The following is a 25773-nucleotide window of genomic DNA, read 5'->3' as shown; positions in this document are numbered from 1 at the left end:
GGGCCGCGCCCGTCGCCGGCCCCGTGTGGCGCCGTGCATAGTGGGTAGACGGGACGCCCCGAGCCCACAGGAGAGGTGAGGACGTATGGCCGCTGACATGGCCGACCTCATCGGATACAAGGTCGAGGCCTCCGACGGGACCATCGGCAAGATCGATCGGCACAGCGAGTACGTCGGGCGGCAGTACATGGTGGTGGACACCGGCCCGTGGATCTTCGGACACCATGTCCTGGTGCCTGCCTCGGTCGTCAGCAGGGTGGACGAGGAGAACAAGACCGTCCACCTGTCCGTCACACGGGCAGAGGTCAAGGACGCGCCCGAGTTCGAGCGCGGCCAGCACCAGGACGACATGGCGTCCATCCAGATCATCGAGCACTACTACTCGAAGAACAGCCACACCTGAGCCCGCGCCCCGCCCGCCGCCCCGCACCGCCGCTCAGTGGCGCGGCCGGCGCTCCGCCGCGGCTTTCAGGTAGCGGCGGAGGGCCGCGCTGTCGTCCATGACGTCGCGGTCGTCCTCCTTCACGGGCAGTCCGTTGACCTCCATCGAGGGGGTTCCGCGGACCCAGGACGCGCCGAGCGTCCGGTCGGCGGCTTCGACGAACTCGCGGTGCCGTGCTGTGCGCACTGCGTCGTCGAAGTCGCCGTCGCGCAGCCCCTCGACCGTGGCGGCCAGGTCGAGCAGGCCGTCCGTGCTGAAGCCGCCGCGCCGCTTGGCCGAGGCCTGTCCGTCGTAGACCGCTTGGTGCAGGTTGACGAACTTGCCCTTGTCCAGAGCCGCGCGCAGGGCGTTGACGGCCCGCTTGGACCCGGAGCCGAGGAACGAGCCCAGGGCGAACTGCAGCCGGACCTCGCCTGCTGCCGCCATCCGGAGCAGGCGGGGCCCGGTGCCGGTGGTCTCGAAATCGGCGCAGGCCGGGCAGCTCGGGTCCTCGAAGAGCTTGACGGTGAGCTTCGCCGACGGGTCACCGACCACGATGGTGGTCCCGTCCGAGCCGAGTGCCTGCGCCACGGGCCCGATCGGCCCGGTCTCACGCCTGCCCGACCTTCCCATCGGCAGGCATCCGGCGGTCGCCGGCGCCACCGCGGCCGCCCCGATCGCCACGAGCACCTGTCGTCTGGACCTGACCTGCATGTATGTCCCCTCCTGTGGTCTGAAGAGGCGAGCGTACGCACTCCGGCCCGGGCTCCCGGCGGCGGGTTCGGCCGGCTGTCGGTATGCGGCCGGCCGCCGGGCCCGTGACCAGGGCCGACCAGTCCGCCAGATCGGCTGCTTCGGAAGCGGAGGACCCGGCCCAGGCCGTGTAGCCGTCGGGGCGGACGAGGAACAGGCCGCGGCCGTAGCCCTCGTAGGCGCCTATGCGGGCGGTGCGCAGCTGCGGCAGCGGCGGCAGCTGCTCCGGCAGGTCGGTGTCGACGGCGAGCAGGGTGAAGTGCGGTCCACGGAAGAGGTCGAACAGCCGCAGCCCGTCGCGTCGGCCGTCTGGGGCGCGGTCGCCCGCGGTGAGGGCGTCCTCCGGCAGGCCGGAGCGGGTCTCGCGGGAGAGCGACGAATCCCGGTGGTGGATGCCGAGCTGGCGGGTGGCGGCCCCGCGGCGCGCCTCGCCGCGGTGGATGCGCGTGGACAGTCCCAGCACGGCGGCCGCCTGGGGCAGGCGCTCCTCCTCGTATGTGTCCAGCAGGGCTTCGGGGGCGCCGTCGCACAGCACGGCGGCGAGCTTCCAGCCCAGGTTGTAGGCGTCCTGGACGCTGGTGTTGAGGCCTTGGCCGCCGGCGGGGGAGTGGATGTGCGCGGCGTCGCCGGCCAGGAAGACCCGCCCTTCCCGGAACCGGTCGGCGAGGGCCGCGTTCACCGTGAAGTCCGAGGCCCAGCGGACTTCTCGGACGTCCGCGGCCGGGACGTGGGTGAGCTCGGCCACCAGGGCGCGGACGTCGTCGGAGGAGAGGTCGGGGCGCACTTCGCGGTACTGGCCGACGAACTGGAACTCCTGCGTGTGCGGCAGCGGGCACAGGGCGGCGAAGCCCCGGCTGCCGTCCTCGGCGGGAGGGAACAGGTGCCAGTTGTCGCGGTCCAGGTGGTCGACGACCACATCGGCCACGACCAGCGGCGTGGGGTCGACGCGTTCGCCGGACATCCTGATGCCGAGGAGCCGGCGGACCGTGGACCGGCCGCCGTCGGCGCCGACCGCGTACCGCGCGCGTACCGCCACGGCCGGCCCGCCGTCCGACGAGAGGAGGGCATCGGCGCCGTCGGCGTCCTGTGTGAGAGCCGTGAGCTCCGTGCCGAACCGCACCTCACCGCCCAGTTCCCGCAGGCGGGCCAGCAGGATCTCCTGCGTGCGCCACTGCGGCAGTATCCAGGGGCCGGTGTAGGGGGCCTCCTCGGTGGGCGCGGCCTCGTCGAACATGGTGTGCTCGCCCAGCCGCACGCCGTCCTTCCACGCCATGCCGACCGGGGCCGCGCCGCCCCGGCGCAGCACCTCCTCCAGCACGCCCAGGTCGTCGAATACCTCCAGCGTCCGCGGCTGGATCCCCTTGCCGCGCGAGCCCGGGAACAGCCCCGCCGCCCGCTCCACCACCAGCGGGCGCACACCCCGCCGCGCCAGACAGCAGGCCAGGGCCAGGCCGGTCGGGCCCGCGCCCACCACCAGCACATCCGTCACGCCGACAGTCCCGATCTCGTCCGTGCGTGCGCTCATCGTCATCCCCGTTCGTCGGGCGGGCGCATCGCGTACCCGCCGCACATTCCCCGTCTCCAGCCTCCTTAACGTTGTTAAGGAGGTGGTGGCACGAGGATGCCCTTAACGTTGTTAAGCTGTCAACCCCGATGATCCGGACGCCGCGCGTCCGTGCGACCACAGGAGAGAGGCGGGCGATGACCCCCAAGCCCGACCGCACGCCGCCCCGCGTCCCACCGCTGAGCCGCGTGACCGTCGCCGAGGCCGCCCTGCGCCTGCTGAACGAGACGGGGCTGGAGAAGCTCACACTGCGGGCCATCGCGGCCGAACTGGATGTGAAGGCCCCCGCGCTGTACTGGCACTTCAAGAACAAGCAAGAGCTCATCGACGAGATGGCCACCGAGATGCACCGGCGCATGACCGCCGACCCGGCGGCCGTGCTGCCGTCACACGGGGCCGGGGCGGAAGGGCCCGAGTGGCGCGCGATGCTGCTGGCCGGCAACCGCCACCTGCGGCGCACGCTGCTGTCCTACCGCGACGGCGCACGCGTCTTCAGCGGCTCCCGTTTCACCGGCACCGGGCACGGCGAGCAGGTGGAGGCCCACCTCCGGGCACTGCAGGAGGCGGGACTGGGCCTGCCTCAGGCCGTCCGGGCCCTCGCGACCGTCTTCGTCTACACCCTGGGCTTCGTCACGGAGGAGCAGGGTGTCCACCCCGTCCCGGGCGAGCGGCGGGAGGGTTTCGACGTGGCCGAGCGCGGCGAGCGCCTGGCCGACTACCCGCTGGCCGCGGCCGCCGGGTCGCACCTCTTCGAGGACTTCGACGCCCAGTTCGAGGAGGGGCTCCAGCTCATCCTCGACGGCATCGCCGCACGCTACGGCGCGAGCTGACCGTGTCCGGCCCCCCTCTGCCGCGAGCGAGACGAAGCCGGCGATACCGAGCCCGAACACCACCGGGGCGGGGAGGGGTACGCGGCTTGTGTGAAGAACACGAACCCACGGCCGGGTGGGTCCCGCTGCCCGCTGCCCGCGGCGCCGGCGGAGTCGGAGGCGGCGAAGATGCGCTGCGGGCCGCGTTCCGGCAGGAGCCGGGGCATGGGGACCGACTCCGCGTCCGTCCGGCGGTGGGCATCCGGATTGCTGCACGCCAGTTGCCAGTGACAGCCCGCTGGCAGGAGCGGGTCGGTTCAGTCCTCCCCGTCGTCCGGCAGCTGCTGCTCCGACCAGATGACCTTCCCCTCCGGCGTGTACCGCGCCCCCCAGCGCCTGCTCAGCTGGGCCACCAGGAAGAGCCCGCGGCCCCCCTCGTCGGTGGTCGTCGCGTAGTGCAGGCGCGGTGAGCTGCTGCTTCCGTCGAAGACCTCGCAGGTCAGCACCCGGTCGCGGAGCAGGCGTACGCGCACCGGTTCCGCGCCGTGCCGGATCGCGTTGGTGATGAGCTCGCTGAGCACCAGTTCGGTGCCGAACGACAGCTCCGACAGCCCCCACTCGTCCAGCTTCTCCATGGCGACCGCGCGCAGCGTCGCGACCGCGCTGGGCTCGAACGGGACCTCCCACTCGGCGATCCGGTCCGTCGGCAGCACCGAGGTCCGCGCGACCAGCAGGGCCACGTCGTCCCGGGCGCGCACCGGCAGCAGTTCCTGCAGCACCGCCGCCACCGTTTCCTCCGGCTTGCGGTCGGCGTGGGCGAGCGCGGAACGCAGGAGGTCGAGCCCCTCGTCGATGTCCCGGGCGCGGTCCTCGATCAGCCCGTCGGTGTACAGCACCAGCTGGCTGCCCTCCGGGAGCTCCAGCTCCGCCGCCTCGAAGGGGAACCCGCCGAGCCCGAGGGGAGCCCCGGCGGGGAGCTCGGGCGTCTCGACCCGGCCGTCCGGGTACACCACCGCCGGCGGTACGTGGCCCGCGCGCGCCACCGTGCAGCGCTGGGCCACGGCGTCGTATACGGCGTACATGCAGGTGGCGCCGAGCAGGCCGCCCTCGGCTCCGCCGCCCTCCCCGTTCTGGTCGGTGTACTGCACGAGGTCGTCGAGGCGGGCCAGCAGTTCGTCGGGCGGCAGGTCGAGGGAGGAGAAGTTCAGCACGGCGGTCCGCAGGCGGCCCATGGCAGCGGCCGCGTGCAGTCCGTGGCCGACGACGTCGCCGACGACGAGGGCGACCCGGCCGCCGGAGAGCGGGATCACGTCGAACCAGTCGCCGCCCACGCCGGACTGCGCGGGCAGGTAGTAGTGGGCGACCTCGACGGCGCTCTGCTCGGGCAGGTCGCGCGGCAGCAGGCTGTGCTGGAGGGCGACGGCGAGGGCGTGCTCGCGGGTGTAGCGGCGGGCGTTGTCGATGCTGACCCCGGCTCGGGCGACGAGCTCCTCGGCGAGGGAGAGGTCCTCCTCGTCGAACGGCTCCGGCTTCTCGGAGCGCCAGAAGTTGACCACGCCGAGGACGACGCCGCGGGCCTTGAGCGGCGCCGTGATCAGGGAGTGGACCCCGTCCTCGACGATGGCCCGGGCGCGCGGCGGGTCCTGCGCGTGCCAGCCGGGGGCGTCGGCCAGGTCGCGGATCACCTCGGCCTTGCCGCTGCTGAGGCCGCGCGCCTGCGGGGTGGAGGGCAGGAAGTCGATCCGCCGGCCGCGGGGGTACAGGGGCACGTCGTCACGGATGCCGCTCACGCCGGTGCGGCGCAGGTCGACGGCGGCTGCGGTGGGCTCGTCGCCGAGCAGGACCGGTTCTGCGAGGTCGACGGTCACGAAGTCCGCGAAGCGGGGCACGGCGACGTCGGCCAGCTCCTGGGCGGTCCGCTCCACGTCGAGGGTGGTGCCGACGCCGACCCCGGCGTCGTAGAGCAGCCTGAGCCGTCTGCGGGCGGCCTCGGCCCGGGTGGTGAGGACCTGCATCTCGGTGGAGTCCCGGATGGTGACGGCCATGCCCTCGTTCCTGCCGCCCGAGGGCCGGGTCGGCCGCTGGTTGATGACCAGCAGCCGCTCTCCGGCCTCCATCACCTCGTCGGTGGCCTCCCGGCCCGAGAGCAGCAGGTCGGCCAGGTGCCCGTCGAGTTCCGGGAGGTCGCGGATGTGCCGGCCCTCGGCGTCCGGCGGCAGGCTGAGGAGTCGTTTCGCCTCGTCGTTCGCGAGGAGCAGCCGGCCGCCGCGGTCCGTGATCAGCACCCCTTCGCGCACGGAGTGCAGCACCGCGTCGTGGTGCTCGTACATCCGGGTCATCTCGAGCGGGCCGAGGCCGCGGGTCTGGCGGCGCAGGCGCCGGCTGATCAGGGCGGCGCCTGCGGTGCCGAGGGCCAGGCCGGCCGCGCTGGTGCCGAGGATCACGGGGAGCTGCCGGTCGACGACGCCGGTCACGTTCTCGACGGTGAGCCCGGCCGACACCAGTGCCTCGACCTTGCCCTTGTCGCCCTCGGAGAAGACGGGCACCACGGCCTGGATCTCCTTGCCGAGCGGGCCGTCCACGCTCTCGGTGTAGACACGGCCCTGCAACGAGGGCTCGATCGTTCCGACGAAGCGTTTGCCGATCCGGTCGGGCAGCGGATGGGAGTACCGGATGCCCTTGGTGTCCATCGCGACGATGAAGTCGACCCCGGCGGCCTTGCGCGTCTGCTCCGCCAGTGGCTGGAGGGTCTTGGACGGGTCCGAGGAGCGCAGTGCCTCGCGCAGCGCGGGGGAGTGCGCGAAGGTCTCGGCGACGGCCACGGACCGGCCGCGGGCCTCCCGGTCCACGTCGTGGCGCGACTGGAGGACGAGGGCCAGCACGGCGCCGGCGGCGAGCAGCACCACGATCGCCACCTGAAGGACGAATACCTGTCTGGCGACGCTCCGCGGGCGCTTCCCGCTCAGTGACCGCACCGATGTCCCCGGCACGGGTTGCAAGGACGGGCCACGAGACCATTTGTAGCACTGTCTATGGCCGTCGGCCGGGAGTACCTGCGAGGTACGTCCGCACCGGCGCCCCCGATGCCGCCAATGCCGCCGCTGCCGCGGGACTCTGCGTCAGCCGGTGCGGCCCGCCCGCCAGGCGGCGAGGACCTCGTCGACGTCGAAGACGGACAGCCGCAGCGGCGGCCCGGGCGGAGGCCTGCGCAGCGCGGCGCGGATCTTCTCGTTGATCTCCGCGAGGACGGCGCGCACCTGCCGCTCCGAGCGGGCCGCGTGCACCGCCTCCATCGCGTCCTCGGCCTCCTTGCGCAGGGCGAGGCTCGGTGGCAGGCCGGCGAACCCTTCGCGGTGCAGCTTCTCCTTGACCCACCACATCTCGTCGTAGGGGGCGTCGGCAGAGGCCAGCGGTCTGCCCATGCCCTCCAGCCGGTCGAACGCGCCGCGCTCGGCGGCTTCGCGGATCTGCCGGTCCACCCAGGACTCGAAGCTGACGCCCGGTGGCTTGCGCTCGGTCACGGTTCCTCCCTCGGTTCCGACCCGGCTCCCCCCGGGCGCCCTGCCGACGGCCCCCGGCTCCCCGCTCCTCGTTCCCCGGTCCTTCGGCCGGCTGAAGCCTCAGGCGCCAGCGTAGCGCCGCGCTAAGTATCTTGACGTCGAGATTGATGCTGCGGCAGGCTACCCCAAGGTATCTCGACATCGAGATACCTTCACAGGGGACTCGGGAGGCCCGGCATGAAGCGGCGCGGCGGGGGACACGCGAGAGGGGAAGAGGCAGCCGGAAGCGGCCTGATCGCACAGCTGCGCCGGCCGCCCGGCGGCCGCGACGCCCGGATCATGTTGTTCGGCCAGCTGCTGGACCGGACCGGCACCGGAGTGTGGGCCGCGTCCTCGGTCCTGTTCTTCACCTTCGTCGTCGGGCTCGATGCCGGGCAGCTGGGCCTGATGCTCGGGGCCGGCGCGATCGCGGGCATCACCGGATCACCGCTCGCCGGACACCTCGCCGACCGCTACCGGCTGCGCCCGCTGCTGATCGCCTGCCATCTTGTGCGCCTCGCGGCTCTCTGCGCCCTGCTCGTGGTCACCCGCTTCGACGCCCTGGTGCTCGTCGTCGCCCTCACCCAGCTCGGGGACCGGGCCGCCAAGACGCTGGAGATGCTCTTCGCCACCCGCGTCGCCGGCGAGCGGCGCGCCACCTACCAGGCCCTCTCGCGCAGCGCGGCGAACGCCGGCTACGCCGTCGGAGCGGGCATCGCCGCCCTCGGCCTCGCTGTCGGGACCCGGGAGGCGTACGCGTTCCTCATCCTCGGCAACGCGGTGTCGTTCCTGGCGGCCGCGGTGCTGGTGTGGCGCACCCGGGAGCCGTACGGCCACGGCCGCCTCACCGCGCCGTCCCAAGCCGGGGCTCCGAGGTGCGAAGACACCGGGGCGGACGGGGCGGGGGCCGACCGAGCCCGGGCGGGCGGGGCCGCGCAGAGCACGCCCGCGGGCGGCGGGCGCAGCCCGTGGCGGGACGGCGGCTACCTCCGCTTCGTCCTCCTCGACATCCCGCTGAACCTCGACGACGCCATCCTCACCATCGGTCTGCCGCTGTGGCTCGTCCACCGCACCGACGCACCCCACGCCCTCGTCCCGGCCATCCTGGCGATCAACACCGTGCTCGTCGTCGCCCTGCAGCTGACCGTCTCCGCCCGGGTGGCGGAGCCGCGCCGGGCCGCGCGCGCCTCCGCCTGGTACGGGCTGTTCCTGCTGGCCTGCTGCGCCGCCGTCGCCCTCGCCCCCGCCCGCGGGGCCTGGACCGCCTCGCTCGCCCTCCTGGCCGCATCGGTGCTGGTCACCGCGGCGGAGCTGGTGCGCTCCGTGAGCTCATGGGAACTCGCGGTGTCGCTCGCGCCGCGGAACGCGAGGGCCTCGTACCTGGGGGTGGCCGGGATCTCCCCGTCGGTGCAGAAGGCCGCCGGCCCGCTGCTGCTGACCGGCGCGGTCATGCCGGCCGGGCCCGCCGGATGGCTCGTGCTCGGCGCGGCGGTCGCGGGGCTGTCCCTCGTACAGCGCAAAGCCGGGCTGCGTCGGCTGGACACCCTCCTGCCGGCGCCCGCCGGGCCCCGGCCCCCGGCCCGGGAGGACACCGCGCCCGTGCCCTCGACCCGCCCGCCCCGGCGAATGTTCTCGGCCCATGAGGGGTAGGCGACTTTCGGCAGGTCGCACGGCCGGAAGGAACGGGGCACCATGCCATGAGCGAGGAGATCCGCAGGCTGGCTCTCGGCAGCGGAGCCAGAGGTGTCGTGGCCCGGTGCCGCGACTTCACCCTGGACGCTCTCACCGCCTGGCAGTGGATCGCCCGGCCGCCCGGCGACGGCCGACAGGCCGCGGACCGGCAGTACGGCCCCGGCGGGCAGCACGGCAAGGAGGCGGCCGATGAAGACCCCGACCGGGCCGAGGCCGCCGAGGACGTCCTGCTCATGGTCTCCGAACTGGTGAGCAACGCCTGTGTGCACGCGGGCGGCCCCAGCGAACTCGTACTCCGCCGCACCCCGGACCGGCTCCGTCTGGAGGTGGGCGACGGGAGCCCCGAGCACCCCCGCCGCCGCACCGCCACGGACCCCGCCCTCCCCGGCGGGCACGGCCTGCTGGTGGTGGAGCGGCTCGCGCGGGACTGGGGCTGGGAGCCCCGCCCGGACGGGACCGGCAAGACGGTCTGGGCCGAGGTGCCTTCACCGCTCCCGAGGCAGCTGCACTAGACGGCCGGACGGGAGCGCCGCCGGACCGCCGCACCGAAGCACACGGGGCACCGAAGCACACCGGGCCGAAGCGGGTCACGCGTCGTCGAGGTCGAGCAGGCTCGCCCGCAGCATGGCCAGCGTCCGGCTGAGCAGCCGCGAGACGTGCATCTGGGAGAGCCCCAGCCGCTCGCCGATCTCGGACTGGGTCAGCTCGTCCCCGAACCGCAGCGACAGCAGCGTGCGCTCGCGCGCGGGCAGCGCCGCCAGCACCGGCTTGAGGGACTCCAGGCATTCGATGCGGTCGTACGCCGTCTCCTCCTCGCCCAGCGAGGGCCGGTCGGATCCGGGCTGCCGTTCGCCGTCCTCCCGCGCCGGCGCGTCCAGGGAGCGCGCCGAGTACGCGTGCGCCGCCTTCTGCCCCTCGGCGAGCTCCTCTTCGCTCACGTTCAGGTGCTCGGCGATCTCGCCGTCGGTCGGCTCGCGGCCGAGGTCCTGCTCCAGGGCGTCGTGCGCCTTCGCGGCGCCGATCCGCAGCTCCTGCAGCCTCCGGGGCACCCGGACGGCCCAGCTGGTGTCGCGGAAGAACCGCTTCATCTCCCCGGTGATGGTCGGCAGGGCGAACGTGGTGAACTCCACGCCCCGCGCCGGGTCGAACCTGTTGATGGCCTTGATCAGGCCGATCGTCCCGACCTGGACGATGTCCTCCATGGGCTCGCTGCGGCCGCGGAAGCGGCGCGCGGCGTACTTCACCAGGCTGAGGTTGAGTTCCACGAGGGTGTTGCGCACGTAGGAGTACTCGGCCGTGCCTTCCTCAAGGGCCCGCAGTCTGCGGAAAAGGGTCTCCGACAGAGCGCGGGCCTCGCCGGTGCTCACACTCAGCGTGTCCTGCGGGATTCCTTCGGTGACCTCTGCGTAGAGCATGTCGGCTCCTCCGACGGATGGTCGCGCCGCACCGCCGTGCGACCCGGCCGTCTCGTGAGCTTTCCTGAGGGATATACCCGCGCGGGACCGCCGCGAAAGCAGCCCGCCGGACCGGGCCGGTCGGCTCGCCGGATCAGGCCCGGTATTCCTCGTTCCGCAGCGCCAGCCGGACCGCCCACAGCACCGACACCAGGGGTACGGCCACCACCGCGCCCACCAGCCCCGCGGCGATGGTCCCCGCCGCGACCGACAGCGCCACCACGACCGGGTGCAGCCGCACCGCCCAGCTCATCACCATCGGGTGCAGCACGTGCCCTTCCAACTGCCCGATGACCACGATCAGCGCGACCACGAGGGCGGCGACCAGCGGCCCCTTGGACGCCAGCGCGACGACCACGGCGACCGCAAGCGCGATGGGGGACCCGATGAGCGGGACGAACGCGAGGAAGAACTCCAGCAGGGCCAGCGGCACCGCCAGCGGGACCCCCAACGCGTACAGCGCCACCCCGACGAGCACGGCGTTCGTCGCGGCGACGAGGACGATCCCGTGGGTGTACCCGGTGAACGCCCGCCACGCCGCCCGGCCGGCGACCCGGGCCCGGTCGCGCCCGCCCGGCGGGAGCTGGCCGCACAGCCAGTTCCACTGCCGCTCGCCGGACGCGATGAAGAACACGGCGCAGAACAGCCCCAGCGCCCCCACGGCCAGCGCGTGCGCCACCCGGCCCGCGCTGTCCCAGGCCGTGCTGAGCAGCGCAGTGCGGTGGCTGGTGAGGTACGAGCCGATCCGCTCCCGCAGGTCGGTCAGCGCGCCGGGGGCCATCCCGAACGGCGCCCGGTCCAGCCACACCTGCAGTCGGCCCAGGCCGACCCGGAACTCCGCGATCAGCGCCTGCCACTGCACGGCCACCGTCTCGCCGATGCCCACGAGCACGCCCATCAGGAGCACGGCGCTCCCGGTGATCGCGAGGGCCACCGCCGGGGGGCGCGGCATCCACCGGTCCAGCAGGTCCGCCACCGGTCGCAGCAGCGCGGCCCCGACCAGGCCGAGGAAGACGGCCACGGCCACCTCGTGGAAGCGGCCCAGGACCGCGAAGACCGCGTACACCGCCGCGCCGACCACCAGCAGCCGCCAGGCGTGCGCGGCCGCCGTCCGCAGCAGCGGCGACACCGCCCCCGCGCCCGCCCCGGCCGGTGGCAGCCTGCGGCCGCGGACACCGGCGCCCGCACCGGTCCCGGTCCCGGCCCCGTACCGGGCGCGGGTGCGGGCGCGGGTGCGGCGGGCCGCCACCCGGATGGAGGAGCGCGGGCCGTCCTCGCGCGGGCCCGCCGCGCGACGGTCCGGCCGCGCCGCGGATCGCCTGATCATCTACGCGTGTACCGCCTCTGCCGGTGGCGAAGGGCCTGTCGCCGTACGAGGTGCCACGCGGGGCCGGACGGCGCACGCACCCGCCGGAGGATTCGCCCGAAGGAGGCGGCCGGACGCCGGATGCCCGGTTTCCCGGATTCCCGGAGTTCCGCGGACGGGCATTCCTGCCATGCTTGAGGTGAGTCCAACCGGGCAGACGCGGTACCCACCTGGGGACCGGTCGGCCCGGGCCCCGGACCGAAGGAAGTGAGCCTGGTGCGCATCGCCTTTCTGACCGCGCCCGCGGGCGTCGAGGAGATCGAGCTCATCGAGCCGTGGAAAGCCGTGCTCGACGCCGGCTGGGATCCACGGCTGGTGTCCACGGAGCCGGGGGAGGTCCGCGCCTTCCGGCACCTGGAGAAGGCAGGCCGCCACCACGTCGACGACGTGCTCGGGGACGACGCGGCCGGGGCCGCGGACGGCTTCGACGCGCTCGTCCTGCCCGGCGGCCTCGCCAACCCGGACGCCCTGCGCCTGCACGAGGGGGCCGTCCGGTTCGTGCGGCGCTTCTTCGACGCGGCCAGACCGGTCGCGGCGATCTGCCACGCGCCCTGGACCCTGGTGGAGGCCGATGTCGTACGCGGGCGCACACTCACCTCGTGGCCGAGCCTGGCGACCGACATCCGCAATGCCGGGGGCACCTGGGTGGACGAGGAGGTCCACGTCTGTCGCGCCGCTCCCGCCACCCTGGTCACCAGCCGAAAACCGGCGGACCTGGACGCCTTCTGCGGGGCGTTCGTCAAGGAGTTCGACAGGGAGTTCGACGCGGGGTTCGAGTCGGGTACTTCGGCGAGGAGTTCGGCGGAACATGACCACGGTCGGGGTTGAGGAAGAGTACGTACTGCTGGACCCCGCCACCCACCTCCCGGTGGCCTGCGCCGAGGAGGTACGGGCCCGGGCGGGCCTCGGGACCTGGGTGGACGAGGGTGAGGTCCAGCACGAGCTGCTCCAGGCGCAGGTGGAGGTCGCCACTCCCGTCTGCACGGACCTGGAGGAGGTCGGTGGCCACCTGCTGCGGCTGCGGCACGCGGTGGCGGCGGCCGCCGAACAGGAGGGGTGCGTGGTCGCCAAGACCGCCACCTGGCCGCTCCGGGACGGCTTGCCGGTACCGGTCACCCGGGAGACGCGCTACCTGAAGATGCGTGAGGAAGCCGGCCGGCTGGTCGACGAACAGCTGATCAACGGGATGCACGTGCACGTCGCGATCCCCGACCGGGACACCGGCGTGGCGGCCATGAACCGGGCGCGGGTCTGGCTGCCGACCCTGCTGGCGATGTCCGCGAACTCGCCCATGTGGGACGGGCGCGACACCGGCTTCGCGAGCTGGCGCACCATCGTCTTCGGCCGCTGGCCGGTCAGCGGCCTGCCGCCGCACTTCGACTCGCTCGCGGACTACGAGCAGCGGATCGACGCGCTCGTGGAGTCCGGGATGATCGCCGACCGGGGCCAGCTGTACTGGCAGGCGCGGCTGTCCGAGCGCTACCCCACGATCGAGCTCCGGTGCCTGGACGTGCAGCTGGAGGCCGATGACGCCGTGCTGCTCGCCGGCATCGCCCGGGCTTTGATCACCACTGCCGTCAACGAGGAGAAGGCGGGCGCGCCGCCGCCCGACTGCGCCCCCGAACTGCTGCAGGCCTCCCTGTGGCACGCGGCCCGGTACGGGCTGAGCGGCACCCTCCTCGACCCGAACGGGCGCCGGCAGAGCGCCGGCGACGTGCTGTACATGCTGATCCAGCACATCACCCCGGCCCTGGAGGAGGCCGGGGACCTGCGGGAGGTCAGCGCCCTCCTGCACCGGCTGCTCCGGCAGGGCACCCCTGCGGACCGGCAGCGCCGCGCCTTCACCGACGGAGGGATCCGGGCCCTCACCGACCTCATCACCACCAAGGACGCCGCGGACTGACCCGGCGTCCGCAGGGCCCGGCCGGACCGGTCCGACCGGGCCACTTTGCGGCGCGCCGCCGCCCCGCTCCGCCCCCGCAGCCTGTAGCAGAGGGGGTACCGGTACGGCGGCCGCCGGGCCGCGGTGCGGCGGCGAGGCTCGGGAGGCCGGATGACGTCAGTGGACCCCTCACCCCATGGCGCACCCTCCGCGTCCGAGGGGTCCTCCCGGCCGGCGGCGGGGCAGCGCACCGAACGCCGCGTCGGCCAGGGCGCGGCGCTGCTGCGCTGGCTGTCGACCACCGATCACAAGGTGATCGGCAACCTCTACCTCGTGACGGCCTTCGCCTTCTTCCTGTTCGGCGGGGTCCTGGCCCTGCTGATGCGGGCCGAGCTCGCCCGCCCCGGCAACCAGATCTTCTCGAACCAGCAGTACAACGAGCTGTTCACCGTGCACGGGACGGTGATGATGCTGCTGTTCGCGACCCCCACCTTCACCGGCTTCGCCAATGCGGTCATGCCCCTGCAGATCGGCGCGCCCGACGTCGCGTTCCCCCGGCTGAACGCGTTCACCTACTGGGTGTACCTCTTCGGCGCCCTGATGGTCGTGTCCGGGTTCCTCACGGAGCAAGGGGCGGCCGCGTTCGGCTGGTTCGCGTACGCCCCGCTCAACGGGGCCGTGTACGCGCCCGGCCCCGGCTCCGACCTGTGGGTGATGGGGCTGGTGGTGTCCGGGGTGAGCACCATCCTCGGCTCCGTCAACTTCATCACCACGATCATCTGCCTGCGCGCGCCCGGGATGACCCTGTTCCGCATGCCCATCTTCACCTGGAACGTGCTGTTCACCTCGATCCTGGCGCTGCTGGCCTTCCCCGTCCTCGCCGCCGCCCTGCTGGCCCTCGAAGCGGACCGGAAGTTCGGCGCGCACGTCTTCGACGCGGCGTACGGGGGCGCCCTGCTGTGGCAGCACCTGTTCTGGTTCTTCGGCCACCCGGAGGTCTACATCGTGGCCCTGCCGTTCTTCGGGGTGGTCAGCGAGATCCTGCCCGTCTTCAGCCGCAAGCCCATGTTCGGCTACCGCTCCCTCATCGCCGCCACGATCGCCATCACCGGGCTGTCGGCGACGGTGTGGGCGCACCACATGTTCGCGACGGGCGCGGTGCTGCTGCCGTTCTTCGCCCTGCTGTCCTTCCTGATCGCCGTACCGACCGGAGTGAAGTTCTTCAACTGGATCGGGACCATGTGGAGCGGCTCGCTCTCCTTCGAGACGCCGATGCTGTGGTCGGTCGGCTTCCTCGTCACCTTCCTCCTCGGCGGGCTGACGGGCGTCCTCGTGGCCTCGCCGCCGCTGGACTTCCAGCTGACGGACAGCTATTTCGTCGTAGCGCACCTGCACTACGTCCTGTTCGGCACGATCGTCTTCGCAACCTTCGCCGGCTTCTACTTCTGGTGGCCCAAGCTCACCGGCCGGATGCTCGACGAGCGGCTGGGCCGGATCCACTTCTGGACCCTCTTCACCGGCTTCCAGACCACGTTCCTCGTCCAGCACTGGCTCGGCGAGGCCGGCATGCCCCGCCGGTACGCCGACTACCTGGCCGGAGACGGGTTCACCGTCCTCAACTCGGTCTCCACCATCGGGGCCTTCCTGCTGGGGCTGTCCACCCTGCCCTTCCTCTACAACGTGTGGCGGACGCAGACCCGCGGTGTGCGGGTGACCGTCGACGACCCCTGGGGCTGGGGGCGCTCACTCGAATGGGCGACGAGCTGTCCACCGCCCCGGCACAACTTCCACACGCTGCCGCGGATCCGCTCCGAGTCCCCGGCCTTCGACCTGCACCACCCGGAGGTGGTCCGTGAAAGGTGAGGCCTGGCTGTTCACCGGCACCGCCCTGTTCTTCGCGGTCACCATGGCGGTCTACGCCTGGTTCTCCGGGGAGCCGGCGGGAACCGCGGCCCTGGCCGTGTCGTTCCTCATGACGGCCCTCGTCGCCGCGTTCCTGTGGCGGCAGTACCGGCGCGGCGGGACCCGCCCGGAGGACCGGGCCACGGCCGAGGTCCGGGAGGCGGGCGGGCGGCGCGAGTTCTTCCCGGGCCGCACCTACCTCCCGGTCACGGCGGCCGCGGGCACCGCCCTGATCGGCCTGGGCGTGGTCCAGGGGCTGTGGCTGTGCCTGGTCGGTTTCGGCGTCCTGCTGCCCGCGGTGGTCGGCTTCGCCTTCCGCACCCTCGACCACCCGCAGTAGCAGGGCGGTACGCGGCCCGGGGCCGGGAGCCGGTCCGGGTCCCTCAGCCCCCGTCCGCAGGCGGCCGCCGGTCCGGTCCGGCCAGGACGTCCTCGACCGCGCGGCGCTGCCCGGCGGTCACCGGGTAGGGGACCCGGTCGGCGTAGTACCAGGCGGAGAGCGCGGACCGGACGCGCCGCGCCGGGCCCCGCAGCCGCCCCGCACCGGCCGCCGGCTGCGGGCCCGCCGACGGAAGGGGCTGCGGCCGCTCCCGTACGAGGATGCCGCGCCGTTCGTCGGCCGACAACGGCCGGTGGCGGGGGCGGAAGCCGCCCTCCACCCCCTGGACCACCAGCCCCGATTCCGCGCCCCCGGCCAGCTCGGCGGCCTCCCGCGCCTGCAGTGCCAGGCACAGCCGCCGGGTGGTCCAGAACGCGATCACCGGCGCTGCGAAGAACGCCACCCGCAGCGCCCAGGTCACCCTCACGACCGGCACGTCGAAGACGAAAGCCGCGATGTCCTGGCCGCCCGCCACGAGCAGCACGGCGTAGCAGGACAGCGCCCCGACCGCCAGCCCGGTGCGCACCGGCCGGTCCCGCGGCCGGTCGCACAGGTGCCGCTCGCCCGGCCCCGGCGTGATCCAGCGTTCGAAGAAGGGGTAGGCGTACAGCACCGCGAACAGCAGTCCCGGCAGGACGACCGCGGTGAGCAGGGGGTTCCAGTTCACCGTGTGGCCCCAGAGGCGGGTCTCCACGCCCGGCATCAGCCGCAGCGCCCCCTCCAGGAACCCGATGTACCAGTCCGGCTGGGAGCCCGTGGAGACCAGGTCCGGCCGGTAGGGGCCGTACACCCAGATCGGATTGACCTGCGCGGCGCCCCCGAGCACCGCGAGCACGCCGGCCACGGCCAGGAACAGCCCGCCGGACTTGGCCACGTAGTTCGGGAAGAAGGACAGGCCGACGGCGTTGCGGGCGGTCCTGCCGCGGCCTGGCCACTGGGTGTGCTTCAGCACGAACACCAGCAGCACGTGCACGGTCACCAGGGCCACCAGCAGGCCCGGGACGAGCAGGACGTGCAGGGCGTACAGCCGGGGCACGATGTCCTCGCCGGGGAACTGGCCGCCGAAGACCAGCATGCTCAGGTACGTGCCGACGACCGGAACCGACAGCATGATCCCCTGCGCGATCCGCAGACCGGTGCCCGACAGCAGGTCGTCCGGGAGCGAGTAGCCGGCGAACCCCTCCAGCAGCGCCAGCAGGAAGAGCGTGACGCCGATCGTCCAGTTGAGCTCCCGCGGTCGGCGGAAGGCGCCGGTGAGGAAGACGCGCAGCATGTGCACCCCGATCGCGGCGACGAACACGATCGCCGCCCAGTGGTGCACCTGGCGGACCAGCAGGCCGCCCCGCACGTCGAAGCTGATCGTCAGCGTGGAGTCGAACGCCCGGCTCATCGGCACGCCCTGCAGCGGCTCGTACGAGCCCCGGTAGACCTCCTCGGCCATCGACGGGTCGAAGAAGAAGGTGAGGTACACCCCGGTCAGCAGCAGCACCACCAGGCTGTACAGGGCGATCTCCCCCAGGAGGAACGACCAGTGGTCGGGGAAGACCTTGCGCAGCACCGACCGGGTGAGCTCCGCCAGCGGCAGCCGCGCGTCCAGCCACTCCGCCCCGCGTACCGCCGGGCTCCCTGCCCTGGCCTTCCGTCCTGTCGTCCGCGTCGATGCCGGCACCCGGTGCACCTCCTGTCGGGGCCCTCGCCGTCGCAGGGAGGGGATGGGGGAGGGGCCGGGCGAGCCGCCCCGAGTAGCCGCAACGCTACAGAAAGTGGTCAATGCGGATCAATTCAGACACGGTGCTCCGGGTACGAGGCGCATCATGGTGGTACCACCGCCGACGGGCGCGCGGAGAGGCGTTCCGTGCTGCCGCACAGTGCCCGACGTGCGGGCCACCTTCCCTGACGCGAGGATGGGGCGGGACAAGGACGGAGCGTGAGTCGTGGAGATTTCTACGAGAGAGGTCTTCGGCGCCCCGTGCTGGGTGAGCCTGATGGCCCGCGATCTGCAGCAGGCACAGGAGTTCTATGGCGCGGTCCTCGGGTGGAAGTTCCGGCCCGACCGCCTGGGCGACGCGTTCACCATCGCCGAGCTGGAAGGCGTCGCCGTCGCCGGCATCGGGGCCCTGGCCGGCGACCTGGCCGTCGCACCGACCTGGACGCCGTACTTCGCCGTCGACGACGCCGACGTGGCCTCGGACCGGATCCGCGAGCGCAGCGGCACGGTCGCGGTCGGCCCCGTCACCTTCTCCGGCGGCGGCCGGGGAGCCCTCGCCGCCGACCGGGACGGCGCCGTCTTCGGCATCTGGGAAGGCCGGGTCTCCGCCGAATGGCGGGTGGGCCGCGGCCGGGCGCCGGCCTGGCTGGAACTGCGCACCCGCGACGCCTTCGAGGCTGCGATGTTCTACGGCGAGGTCCTGGAGTGGGCCACCGGCCGCGTCGGCTGCTGCGAGGTCTCGTACGAGGACGACCAGGTCGTGCTGCGTCAGGCCGGCGAACCCGTCGCCCGGCTGAACGGCGGCCTCGGCCCCGACGCCGCCAAGCACGCCCCCGAATCCAGGCCCCGCTGGCACGTCTACTTCCGCGTCGCGGACCTCGACGAGGCCATCGAAGCGGCCATCGCTGCCGGCGGCACCACCCTGTCGACGATCGTCTCCAGCGCCACCGAGCGCTGGGTCACCGTCCGCGATCCCGAGGGTGCCATGCTCACCCTCACGGCCGCCCGGGCCCAGGACGGCTGACCCGGGCGGCCGGACTGCGGACGCAGCACCTGCCCTCCCCGCCGGGCCTCACCTGCTGCATGGAGCTGCCCCCGGCCGCGGGCGGCGCCGTCATGGCCCCGGCATCCTCTCCGTCGGCCTCCAGCGGCGGGGTTCGCTGCGCTTCACCGCGTTCAGCCGTGGGCGGAACCACGGCGTTGTCCGTGCCCCTCGGTAGGGTCGCCGCATGGCCTATACGTTTCAGGTGACCATCGACAGCGCCGCCCCGCACGCCCTCGCGGACTGGTGGGCGGAAGCCCTCGGCTGGGAAGTCGAGCCGACCGACGAGGAGTTCATCCGCAAGACCGTCGCGGCGGGGCACGCCACCGAGGACGACACCACCACCCACCGCGGCAGGCTCGTCTGGAAGGCGGGGACCGCCATCCGCCACCCCGAGGGCACGGACCGCGCCCCCCGCGTCCTGTTCCAGTTCGTTCCCGAGCCGAAGACCGTCAAGAACCGCGTCCACCTCGACGTCCGTACCGGTTCCGACGACCCGAAGGGGGTCGTCGAGCGCCTCCTCGCCAAGGGTGCTGCCTTCCTGCACGACGGCCGGCAGGGCCCGTTCGTCTGGACCACCCTGGCCGACCCGGAGGGCAACGAACTCTGCGTATCCCGCTGACCCGCGCGGAACCGCACCCTGCGCCGCCGCGACCTGCGGTAATTCGGTACCGGGCCGTCCCTCCCACCGTCGAGAATGAGACATCTCGAAACGGGAGGGACCCATGGGCCACAACCAGGCCTACCTGACGCTGGACGACCTGATGCCGCGGCAGCAGCTCGCCGACGCCATCGACGCCGGCCACGTCAGCCGCAAGAAACACCCCGAACTGCCGCTGTCCATCTACACCTACACCCGGACGGCACAGTACGAGCGGGTCTGGAACCGGGTGACCGTCCGCTGCCGCGGACTCGTCGCCGACGACTCCACCGGTGCCGTCGTCGCGCTGCCGCTGCCGAAGTTCTTCAACGTCGGAGAGCACGAATCCGGACAGCCCTACGCCCCGGCCCTGCCCGACGAGCCGTTCGAGGTGTACGAGAAGGTCGACGGCAGCCTCGCGGTGGTCTTCCACTACGCGGGCGCCTGGCGGGTCGCGTCCAAGGGGTCGTTCATCAGCACGCAGGCGGTGTGGGCACAGCGCCGTCTCGACGGCCGGGACACCTCGGCCCTCGTGCCCGGCACGACCTATCTCGCCGAGATCCTGTACCCGCAGAATCGTATCGTCGTCGACTACGGCGACCGCCGGGACCTGGTGCTCCTCGCCGCGTTCGGCCCCGACGGCACCGAGGTCCCGCTCGCCGAGGCCGCCGGCCACTGGGAGGGGATCGGATCGGTCGTCACCCTGTGGCCCGCCATGCCGATCGGCGAGCTGATCGCGCTCGCCGAGGCGAACACGCTGCCCGGCGGCCGCGCCGCCACCGGAACCGACGCCGAGGGCTTCGTGCTGCGCTTCGCCTCCGGTGTGCGCGCGAAGGCCAAGCTGTCCGAATACGTACGCCTGCACAAGGTGCTGACCGGTGTCACGGAACGGGACATCTGGCGCAGTCACGGCATCCAGCGGTTCGCCGGCCTGCCCGCCAAGCAAGTCGCGCAGGCACTCGGCTGCACCCGCGCCGAGATCGAGGCCTCCGGCGGCAAGCCGCTGGACGCGCTGCTGGAGCAGGTGCCCGACGAGTTCGACGCCTGGGTGCGCCAGGTCATCGCCCGCCTCGAGGAGGAGGCCGCACGCCGCGAGCAGGCCGTCGACGCGGCCTTCGCGCAGCTGGAGCACCTCGCCTCCGACCGGGGCGCCTTCGCGCGCGCCGCGAAGGCGCTGCCCGACAGCGGGATCCGCGCGGCGGTGTTCCTGCGTCTGGACAACCGTCCGACCGAGCTCGTCATGTGGCGCCACGTACGGCCGCAGGCGTCCGACCCGTTCACGACCGATGAGGATAACTGACCAGTGTCCGCACGACCCGAAGAGCCCGTACGGCCCGTCGTCCACGTCATGACGGGATTGCCGGCGTCGGGGAAGACCACCGCCGCGCGCGCCCTGCAGTCCGGGGCCGCGGGCCGGATACGCCGCGTCAACCTCGACGACCTGCGCGCGATGCTCGACGTGCCCGACCCCGAGCGGGGCCGCTCGTACCGGCACGAGCAGACCGTCCTGGCCGTCCAGGACGCGGCGGTCAGCGCCGCCGTCGAGGACGGCTTCGACGTCGTCGTCGACAACACCCACCTGACCTCGCACATCCCCAAGCGGCTCAAGGCCGCCGTCGCCGGCCGGGCCACGTTCGTCGTGCACGACTTCACCCACGTGCCGGTGGAGGAGTGCCTGCGCCGCGACGCCGAACGCGCGCGGCCGGTCGGCGAGGAGATCATCCGGATCCTCGCCGACAAGCACACCAATGCGCGCAAGGGCGGCTGGCGGCTCACCGCCGAATGGCTGAACGACACGCCGTCCGTGCAGCCGTACGTGGCCGACCCCTCCCTGCCCCCGGCGGTGATGTGCGACATCGACGGCACCCTCGCGCTGACCGGCGACCGCAGCCCGTACGACTTCTCGCGCTGCGGGATCGACGAGCTGAACGAGCCGGTCAGGTACGCGCTGGACGCCTTCCGGCGTGCCGAGGGCGACACCATCGTGCTGCTGTCCGGGCGCGGCGAGGAGCACCGGCCGCAGACCGAGGCGTGGCTCGCCCGCCACGGAGTGCCGTACGACGAGCTGTGGATGCGACCGGCCGGGGACACGCGCCGTGACGACGTCGTGAAGGCCGAGCTGTTCGACGCGCACGTGCGGCACCGGTTCGCGGTGCGGGTGTCGCTGGACGACCGGGACCGGGTCGTCGCGGTCTGGCGCCGGATGGGCCTGCCCACCTGGCAGGTCAACTACGGAGCCTTCTAGCCCGGCGGCCATACTGGGACCGTGAGCGTGCTGATCGTGGACGGTGCCAACGTCGTCGGGTCCGTCCCGGACGGCTGGTGGCGCGACCGGCGGGGCGCGGCCGAGCGGCTGCGCGACCGGCTGGCGGGGCGCGACCCGGTGGCGGGCGAGGAGGTCGTCCTCGTCGTCGAGGGCGCCGCCAGGGGGGTCGGGTCCGTGCCCGGAGTACGGGTGGACTCGGCTCCCGGCAGCGGCGACGACCGGATCGTGGAACTGGTGGCGTCCCTCGCGGGCAGCGGCCGCGACTGCACCGTCGTCACGGCGGACCGGGAGCTGCGGTCCCGGGTCCGGGCGTACGGAGCGCAGTGCGTGGGGCCGCGTGCCGTACGCCCGGAGGACTGACCGGGCGGTCGCAGGACCGGCAGGTCCGGGGGATTCGGGGGAGTCGGGGGTGTGGGCGGGTCAGTCGCAGGACCCGACCCGGTCCAGGTTCTTCACGTAGCGGGCGGAGACCCAGGCCTTGGCGTTCTCCTTGCTGCCGCTCCGCTTCGCGGACACGGCCTTCTCCTCGTCGGAGTCCTCTTCGAGCTCGTCCACGAGGTCTTCCTCGGCCACCTCCTCGCCGGCCGACCCGTCGGCGAGGTCCTCCTCGGGCTGCTCCTGCCCCTCCTCTGGCTGCTCCTGCCCCTCCTCTGGCTGCTCCTGCTCGTCCTGCTGGTCCTGCTGGTCCTGCTGGTCCTGCTGGTCCTGCTGGTCCTGCTGGTCCTGCCGGTCCTTGTCCTCGCCGCCCTGCTCCTTCTCGTCCTCCTGGGACTCCTCGTGCTCCTGCACCAGGAGGCGGTACCAGATGTCGTTGCCGTCGACCTTCTGGCCGCGGACCTTGCACTGGATCGCGACCCTGTGGCCCGACCTGACCTCGCCGACGGAGTGGGAGTCGGCCGTCGGCAGGCTCCTGACCTTCAGCGAACCGCGCGAGACGACCTTGCCGACGGTGTAGTGACGGCCGTTGTGCTTCCCCGACGACCCGTGCCCCGGTTTGACGAGGCGGAGGTCGTGCGACGACGTGTCGGCGCCGTGGCCCGCGTGTGCGACGGCGGCGCTCGCGCAGCCCAAGCCGAGCACCAGGCTTCCGGCGGCGAGAGCGATGACGGTCCTGGTGGGCTTCAGCATGTACAGGCTCCTCTGCGAAGGCGCAGCCGCCCGGCCGCGATGCGCCGCGGTCCGGAGCGGCGACCGGGCGGTCGCCAGGGACGACTATGACGAGGGCGTATCGCGCCGCCCCGATGACTCACCGTCATTTCGCCCGAAATGCCCAATATGTATCGCTCTGGTGCGCGTGGGCCGTGCCCGCCCCCCGTACGGGCACGGCCTCGCCGCAGGGCCCCGGAGCCCGGGGCCGGTGCCGGCCGCTGCCGGCACGGCGAATGTACGCGGCCCGGGCCGCACAGCTCACCCGTCCGCAGGGTGAAAACCGCCTACACCCCAGGACGGCCCCCGCGTACAACCGGGGGCGTAGTCACGGGGGGCCCGCTGCGGAACAGTCCGTACCGGCAGGCGTGTTCCGACCGGCACTCGGTCACCCGGTGGGCCGCGCTGCGGATGCGCGGCCGGGGACGCACCGCCACAGTGGGTGCCATGGGTATCGACGACTACACCGGCGGCCCCGGGGCCCAGCAGACCGGAGTCCTGGTCGTGACGACCAACGACGCCCCCGGGTACCGGGTGGAGCGGGTGGTCGGGGAGGTCTTCGGCCTCACCGTCCGCTCCCGCCACCTGGGCAGCCAGATCGGCGCCGGCCTGAAGTCGATGATCGGCGGCGAGCTGAAGGGCCTGACCAAGACCCTGGTCGAGACCCGCAGCCAGGCCATGGAACGGCTCATCGAGGCGGCCAAGGCCCGCGGCGCGAACGCCGTGCTCATGATGCGGTTCGACGTGACCGACGCCGCCGACGTGGGCACGGAGGTGTGCGCGTACGGCACGGCCGTCGTCCTCGTCCCGGCCGGCTCCTGATCGGCCGCGGCGGGTTCGGCAACGCCCCGAAGGGGCGCGGGGAACTGCGCGACCGGCCACCACCGGGCCGCAGGCGGTCGCCGCTCCCTCGCGGCACCTCCCGCGAGCGCTTGGCGCGCCGCCGCCGCGGCCGGGTCCCGGCTGCGTGAGCAGTGCGCGGCGAACCTATGCTCAGGGCATGTACCACCGGTTCGTGCCCGACGTGTCCGTGATCATCGCCGTGTACAACGCGATGCCGTACCTGACCGAATGCCTCGAATCGGTCATGGCGCAGACGCTCGGGCGCGATCGCCTGGAGGTCATCGCGGTCGACGACGGGTCGACGGACGGCAGCGGTGCCGAGCTCGACCGCTTCGCGGCACGCCACCCGCAGATCCGCGTGGTGCACCAGCCGAACTCCGGCGGTCCCGGCGGACCGCGCAACCGCGCCCTCGACCTGGCCCGCGGGCGGTACGTCTTCTTCGCCGACGCCGACGACATGCTGGGCCCGGAGGCCCTCCAGCGGCTGCTCGCCATGGCCGACACCCAGGGCAGCGACCTCGTCCTCGCCCGGCAGGTCGGCCTCGGCCGGACCGTCTCCGAGAAGGCCCACCAACACGCCCCGGAGGCCGACCTCTACACCTCGGAGGTCTACCGCTCGCTGCACTCGGCCAAGCTGATGCGCCGCAAGACCATCGAGGACGCCCGGCTGCGCTACCCGGAGGACCTCTGGTACGGCGAGGACCAGATCTTCGTCACCTCCGTCTTCCTTGCCGCCGGGAGGATATCCGTGGTCGGCGACTACGACTGCTACTACCTGCGCCGCCGCGACGACGGCGGCAACCTCACCTCGCGCACCCGCACCGCCCACGAGACCGTCGCCCACATCGAACGCGTCATGGCGCTGGTCGCCGACCGCGTGCAGGACCCGGTGGGCCGGCGGCGGATGCTCGGCCGCCACTTCCGCAGCCTGCTGCGCACGGCCCTGCGGCCGGCCGTCGCCGCCCGCCACGGCGACCCCGCGTACACGGCGGAGGTCTACACGCGGGCGCGGACGCTGGTCGAGACGTACTGGACCCCCGACATGGGCGGCGAGCTGCCGCGGATCGACTGGATCCGGCTGTACGCCTTCGCCTGCGGCCCCCTCCCCGCCTTCGAGCAGCTGATGGAGTACGACGCGGCGAACGAGCAGGCGCCGCGGGAGATCGTGGAGAACGGCCGCCTGTACCGCTGCTACCCCCTCTTCCGCGATCCGGCCGCGGGCCTGCCCGACGTCCTCTTCGACGTGACGGGGCAGTTGAAGGCCCAGCACCGGCTGGAGTCGATGACCTGGCAGGGCTGCCGGGTACGGCTGGCCGGGCACGCCTACATCCAGAGCCTCGGCACGGACCGCATGGACAGCGAACTGCTCCTGCGCGAGCGCGGGACGGGACGCGAGTACGCGGTGCCCGCCGCCCCGTGCCCGGCCCCCGAGCTCGCCGGGCGCGATCCCGAGCTGGACATGGCCGGGTTCCAGGCGGAGCTCGACCTCGCCACCGTGGCCGGGGGAGAGCCGCTCCCGCCGGGCCTGTGGGACTGCTTCCTGAACGTGCGCGCGGGCGGGGTGGTGCGCACCGTCCGGCTGGGCCGCCGACACGCGCCCGACCTGGACCGCACGGCCCGCCGCTCCAAGGTCCTGGCCCGGGAGGCGGGCGGGGCGTCCGAGCTCGCGGCCGCGCCCTTCTTCACCGCGTACGGCAATCTCAGCTTCGAGGTCGTCCGCCGGATCCCGCTGTCGGCGGGGTGAAGCCGGGCGTGTCCCGGACCCGGGTCGGCGCCGCGCCGGAGGTCCGCGGAAATTTTTCCGCACAGGGCGGCAACCTCCCGGGGGGCCGCGCGTCGTGCGGGGGTGAAGGGCGTCGTTCCACGTCCTCGACCCGACCGTGGAGAACCACCGTGACCAACCTCAAGCGCGTTCCTATGTCCGCCCGTCCGTCGCTGCACAGGGCGGCGGCCGCCGCCGTCGTGGCCGCCGCCGCGGCCGCCCTCGCCGGGCCGGTGACGGCCGCGCACGCGGCCTCGGCCACGCCGTCTCCCGCGCCGACCGCCACGCGGAGCGTGCCGCCCACCGCCGTGCCCAGCACGGCTCCGAGCGCCGTGCCGAGCGCGCCGCCGAGCACCGCCCCGGCCGGCCGGCCGACGCCCTCGGTCAGCGTCCCTGCGACGGCCGGGCCGAGCACCGCCCCGAGCGCGGTGCCGAGCGTGCCGCCGGGCCGGACGCCGTCCGCTACCCCCTCGCCGGCGGGCGGTGAGCTCGCGCAGACCGGGTCCTCCGCGACCAACGTCGCCCTGGGAGCCGGGGCGGCCGTACTCCTGGCCGCCGGCGGCGGGACCCTGTACGCCGTCCGGCGTCGCGCCAACGGCTGAGGA

At 73.2% G+C, this 25773-nt stretch carries 24 protein-coding genes; 16 read left to right on the top strand and 8 right to left on the bottom strand.

Translation table 11 applies throughout. The features are described from left to right. Positions 1-85 precede the first annotated feature (85 nt). Positions 86-403, top strand: a complete 318-nt coding sequence (locus HYE82_RS02750; protein WP_179172274.1) for a PRC-barrel domain containing protein — start codon at positions 86-88, stop codon at positions 401-403. A gap of 33 nt (positions 404-436) precedes the next feature. Here HYE82_RS02750 and HYE82_RS02745 read toward each other — a convergent pair whose 3' ends face one another. Then, positions 437-1012: a thioredoxin domain-containing protein gene (locus HYE82_RS02745; protein ID WP_179172273.1), complete on the bottom strand. Its 576-nt coding sequence runs from the start codon at positions 1010-1012 to the stop codon at positions 437-439. A gap of 19 nt (positions 1013-1031) precedes the next feature. Continuing rightward, positions 1032-2705 (bottom strand): FAD-dependent monooxygenase, encoded by a 1674-nt coding sequence (locus HYE82_RS02740; RefSeq protein ID WP_179172272.1) that lies wholly within the window; start codon positions 2703-2705, stop codon positions 1032-1034. A 170-nt stretch (positions 2706-2875) separates the two neighbouring features. Here HYE82_RS02740 and HYE82_RS02735 point away from each other — a divergent pair, with 170 nt between their 5' ends. After that, the gene (locus HYE82_RS02735) at positions 2876-3568 is read left to right on the top strand and encodes a TetR/AcrR family transcriptional regulator (RefSeq protein ID WP_179172271.1); all 693 of its coding nucleotides are present in this window, start codon (positions 2876-2878) and stop codon (positions 3566-3568) included. 296 nt (positions 3569-3864) lie between these two features. Here the strand turns inward: HYE82_RS02735 and HYE82_RS02730 are convergent, their stop codons facing one another. Then, positions 3865-6513: a SpoIIE family protein phosphatase/ATP-binding protein gene (locus tag HYE82_RS02730; protein ID WP_179172289.1), complete on the bottom strand. Its 2649-nt coding sequence runs from the start codon at positions 6511-6513 to the stop codon at positions 3865-3867. Between the two features lie 153 nt (positions 6514-6666). Further along, positions 6667-7068 carry a DUF1992 domain-containing protein gene (locus HYE82_RS02725; protein ID WP_179172270.1) on the bottom strand — a complete coding sequence of 134 codons (402 nt, stop codon included), beginning with the start codon at positions 7066-7068 and terminating at the stop codon, positions 6667-6669. A 216-nt stretch (positions 7069-7284) separates the two neighbouring features. On the opposite strand from HYE82_RS02725, the gene HYE82_RS02720 reads away from it, so the two are divergent. Together HYE82_RS02720 and HYE82_RS02715 are read left to right on the top strand one after the other, a co-directional pair. Further along, a complete protein-coding gene (locus tag HYE82_RS02720) occupies positions 7285-8736 on the top strand; it encodes an MFS transporter (RefSeq protein WP_179172269.1) in 1452 nt (483 codons plus the stop codon). Between the two features lie 47 nt (positions 8737-8783). Beyond that, positions 8784-9290, top strand: coding sequence for an ATP-binding protein (locus HYE82_RS02715; RefSeq protein WP_179172268.1), 507 nt, complete (start codon positions 8784-8786; stop codon positions 9288-9290). A 75-nt stretch (positions 9291-9365) separates the two neighbouring features. Here the strand turns inward: HYE82_RS02715 and HYE82_RS02710 are convergent, their stop codons facing one another. Both HYE82_RS02710 and HYE82_RS02705 read right to left on the bottom strand, forming a co-directional pair. Next, positions 9366-10193: a SigB/SigF/SigG family RNA polymerase sigma factor gene (locus HYE82_RS02710; protein WP_179172267.1), complete on the bottom strand. Its 828-nt coding sequence runs from the start codon at positions 10191-10193 to the stop codon at positions 9366-9368. 133 nt (positions 10194-10326) lie between these two features. Beyond that, a complete protein-coding gene (locus tag HYE82_RS02705; RefSeq protein ID WP_179172266.1) occupies positions 10327-11559 on the bottom strand; it encodes an AI-2E family transporter in 1233 nt (410 codons plus the stop codon). A gap of 255 nt (positions 11560-11814) precedes the next feature. On the opposite strand from HYE82_RS02705, the gene HYE82_RS02700 reads away from it, so the two are divergent. The 4 genes from HYE82_RS02700 (at position 11815) to HYE82_RS02685 (ending at position 15722) form a co-directional block, all read left to right on the top strand. After that, the gene (locus tag HYE82_RS02700) at positions 11815-12426 is read left to right on the top strand and encodes a type 1 glutamine amidotransferase domain-containing protein (protein ID WP_179172265.1); all 612 of its coding nucleotides are present in this window, start codon (positions 11815-11817) and stop codon (positions 12424-12426) included. Then, positions 12407-13501, top strand: coding sequence for a glutamate--cysteine ligase (locus HYE82_RS02695; RefSeq protein ID WP_179172264.1), 1095 nt, complete (start codon positions 12407-12409; stop codon positions 13499-13501). The genes HYE82_RS02700 and HYE82_RS02695 overlap by 20 nt, the downstream gene beginning before the upstream one ends. A 150-nt stretch (positions 13502-13651) precedes the next feature. Continuing rightward, positions 13652-15343 (top strand): cytochrome c oxidase subunit I, encoded by a 1692-nt coding sequence (gene ctaD, locus HYE82_RS02690; RefSeq protein WP_256986867.1) that lies wholly within the window; start codon positions 13652-13654, stop codon positions 15341-15343. Beyond that, positions 15333-15722 carry a cytochrome c oxidase subunit 4 gene (locus HYE82_RS02685; protein ID WP_179172263.1) on the top strand — a complete coding sequence of 130 codons (390 nt, stop codon included), beginning with the start codon at positions 15333-15335 and terminating at the stop codon, positions 15720-15722. The genes ctaD and HYE82_RS02685 overlap by 11 nt, the downstream gene beginning before the upstream one ends. Positions 15723-15765: 43 nt before the next feature. Here HYE82_RS02685 and HYE82_RS02680 read toward each other — a convergent pair whose 3' ends face one another. Further along, the gene (locus tag HYE82_RS02680) at positions 15766-17430 is read right to left on the bottom strand and encodes a ubiquinol-cytochrome c reductase cytochrome b subunit (RefSeq protein ID WP_179172262.1); all 1665 of its coding nucleotides are present in this window, start codon (positions 17428-17430) and stop codon (positions 15766-15768) included. A gap of 316 nt (positions 17431-17746) precedes the next feature. Between HYE82_RS02680 and HYE82_RS02675 the strand changes: the two genes are divergently transcribed. The 5 genes from HYE82_RS02675 to HYE82_RS02655 all read left to right on the top strand — a co-directional run bounded on the left by HYE82_RS02675 (position 17747) and on the right by HYE82_RS02655 (position 21777). Next, positions 17747-18493 (top strand): VOC family protein, encoded by a 747-nt coding sequence (locus HYE82_RS02675; RefSeq protein WP_179172287.1) that lies wholly within the window; start codon positions 17747-17749, stop codon positions 18491-18493. A gap of 205 nt (positions 18494-18698) precedes the next feature. Then, positions 18699-19133 (top strand): VOC family protein, encoded by a 435-nt coding sequence (locus tag HYE82_RS02670; RefSeq protein WP_179172261.1) that lies wholly within the window; start codon positions 18699-18701, stop codon positions 19131-19133. 103 nt (positions 19134-19236) lie between these two features. Continuing rightward, on the top strand, positions 19237-20451 hold the full coding sequence (locus tag HYE82_RS02665; RefSeq protein WP_179172260.1) for an RNA ligase: 1215 nt from the start codon (positions 19237-19239) through the stop codon (positions 20449-20451). A gap of 3 nt (positions 20452-20454) precedes the next feature. Further along, the gene (locus tag HYE82_RS02660; RefSeq protein ID WP_309144179.1) at positions 20455-21396 is read left to right on the top strand and encodes an AAA family ATPase; all 942 of its coding nucleotides are present in this window, start codon (positions 20455-20457) and stop codon (positions 21394-21396) included. Between the two features lie 21 nt (positions 21397-21417). Then, complete coding sequence (locus HYE82_RS02655) at positions 21418-21777, top strand: NYN domain-containing protein (protein ID WP_179172259.1); 360 nt, start codon at positions 21418-21420, stop codon at positions 21775-21777. 60 nt (positions 21778-21837) lie between these two features. Here HYE82_RS02655 and HYE82_RS02650 read toward each other — a convergent pair whose 3' ends face one another. Further along, positions 21838-22545, bottom strand: coding sequence for a hypothetical protein (locus HYE82_RS02650; protein WP_179172258.1), 708 nt, complete (start codon positions 22543-22545; stop codon positions 21838-21840). A 465-nt stretch (positions 22546-23010) separates the two neighbouring features. On the opposite strand from HYE82_RS02650, the gene HYE82_RS02645 reads away from it, so the two are divergent. The 3 genes from HYE82_RS02645 to HYE82_RS02635 all read left to right on the top strand — a co-directional run bounded on the left by HYE82_RS02645 (position 23011) and on the right by HYE82_RS02635 (position 25770). After that, positions 23011-23385 (top strand): YbjQ family protein, encoded by a 375-nt coding sequence (locus HYE82_RS02645; protein WP_179172257.1) that lies wholly within the window; start codon positions 23011-23013, stop codon positions 23383-23385. 178 nt (positions 23386-23563) lie between these two features. Continuing rightward, the gene (locus HYE82_RS02640) at positions 23564-25150 is read left to right on the top strand and encodes a glycosyltransferase (protein WP_179172256.1); all 1587 of its coding nucleotides are present in this window, start codon (positions 23564-23566) and stop codon (positions 25148-25150) included. Between the two features lie 173 nt (positions 25151-25323). Next, on the top strand, positions 25324-25770 hold the full coding sequence (locus HYE82_RS02635; RefSeq protein ID WP_179172255.1) for an LPXTG cell wall anchor domain-containing protein: 447 nt from the start codon (positions 25324-25326) through the stop codon (positions 25768-25770). The last annotated feature ends 3 nt before the right edge of the window (positions 25771-25773 follow it).

Source organism: Streptomyces sp. BR123, from assembly GCF_013401435.1.
Classification (GTDB): Bacteria; Actinomycetota; Actinomycetes; order Streptomycetales; family Streptomycetaceae; genus Streptomyces.
This window is presented reverse-complemented; position numbering and strand designations above follow the sequence as displayed.

Excerpts from the sequence above, each read along its gene's own strand:
- HYE82_RS02645 (WP_179172257.1), top strand. The coding sequence starts at position 23,011 with ATGGGTATCGACGACTACACCGGCGGCCCCGGGGCCCAGCAGACCGGA.
- HYE82_RS02750 (WP_179172274.1), top strand. The coding sequence starts at position 86 with ATGGCCGCTGACATGGCCGACCTCATCGGATACAAGGTCGAGGCCTCC.
- HYE82_RS02665 (WP_179172260.1), top strand. The coding sequence starts at position 19,237 with ATGGGCCACAACCAGGCCTACCTGACGCTGGACGACCTGATGCCGCGG.
- HYE82_RS02710 (WP_179172267.1), bottom strand. The coding sequence starts at position 10,193 with ATGCTCTACGCAGAGGTCACCGAAGGAATCCCGCAGGACACGCTGAGT.
- HYE82_RS02705 (WP_179172266.1), bottom strand. The coding sequence starts at position 11,559 with ATGATCAGGCGATCCGCGGCGCGGCCGGACCGTCGCGCGGCGGGCCCG.
- HYE82_RS02650 (WP_179172258.1), bottom strand. The coding sequence starts at position 22,545 with ATGCTGAAGCCCACCAGGACCGTCATCGCTCTCGCCGCCGGAAGCCTG.
- HYE82_RS02715 (WP_179172268.1), top strand. The coding sequence starts at position 8,784 with ATGAGCGAGGAGATCCGCAGGCTGGCTCTCGGCAGCGGAGCCAGAGGT.
- HYE82_RS02735 (WP_179172271.1), top strand. The coding sequence starts at position 2,876 with ATGACCCCCAAGCCCGACCGCACGCCGCCCCGCGTCCCACCGCTGAGC.
- ctaD (WP_256986867.1), top strand. The coding sequence starts at position 13,652 with ATGACGTCAGTGGACCCCTCACCCCATGGCGCACCCTCCGCGTCCGAG.
- HYE82_RS02640 (WP_179172256.1), top strand. The coding sequence starts at position 23,564 with ATGTACCACCGGTTCGTGCCCGACGTGTCCGTGATCATCGCCGTGTAC.
- HYE82_RS02740 (WP_179172272.1), bottom strand. The coding sequence starts at position 2,705 with ATGACGATGAGCGCACGCACGGACGAGATCGGGACTGTCGGCGTGACG.
- HYE82_RS02720 (WP_179172269.1), top strand. The coding sequence starts at position 7,285 with ATGAAGCGGCGCGGCGGGGGACACGCGAGAGGGGAAGAGGCAGCCGGA.
- HYE82_RS02670 (WP_179172261.1), top strand. The coding sequence starts at position 18,699 with ATGGCCTATACGTTTCAGGTGACCATCGACAGCGCCGCCCCGCACGCC.
- HYE82_RS02635 (WP_179172255.1), top strand. The coding sequence starts at position 25,324 with ATGTCCGCCCGTCCGTCGCTGCACAGGGCGGCGGCCGCCGCCGTCGTG.
- HYE82_RS02695 (WP_179172264.1), top strand. The coding sequence starts at position 12,407 with ATGACCACGGTCGGGGTTGAGGAAGAGTACGTACTGCTGGACCCCGCC.
- HYE82_RS02675 (WP_179172287.1), top strand. The coding sequence starts at position 17,747 with ATGGCCCGCGATCTGCAGCAGGCACAGGAGTTCTATGGCGCGGTCCTC.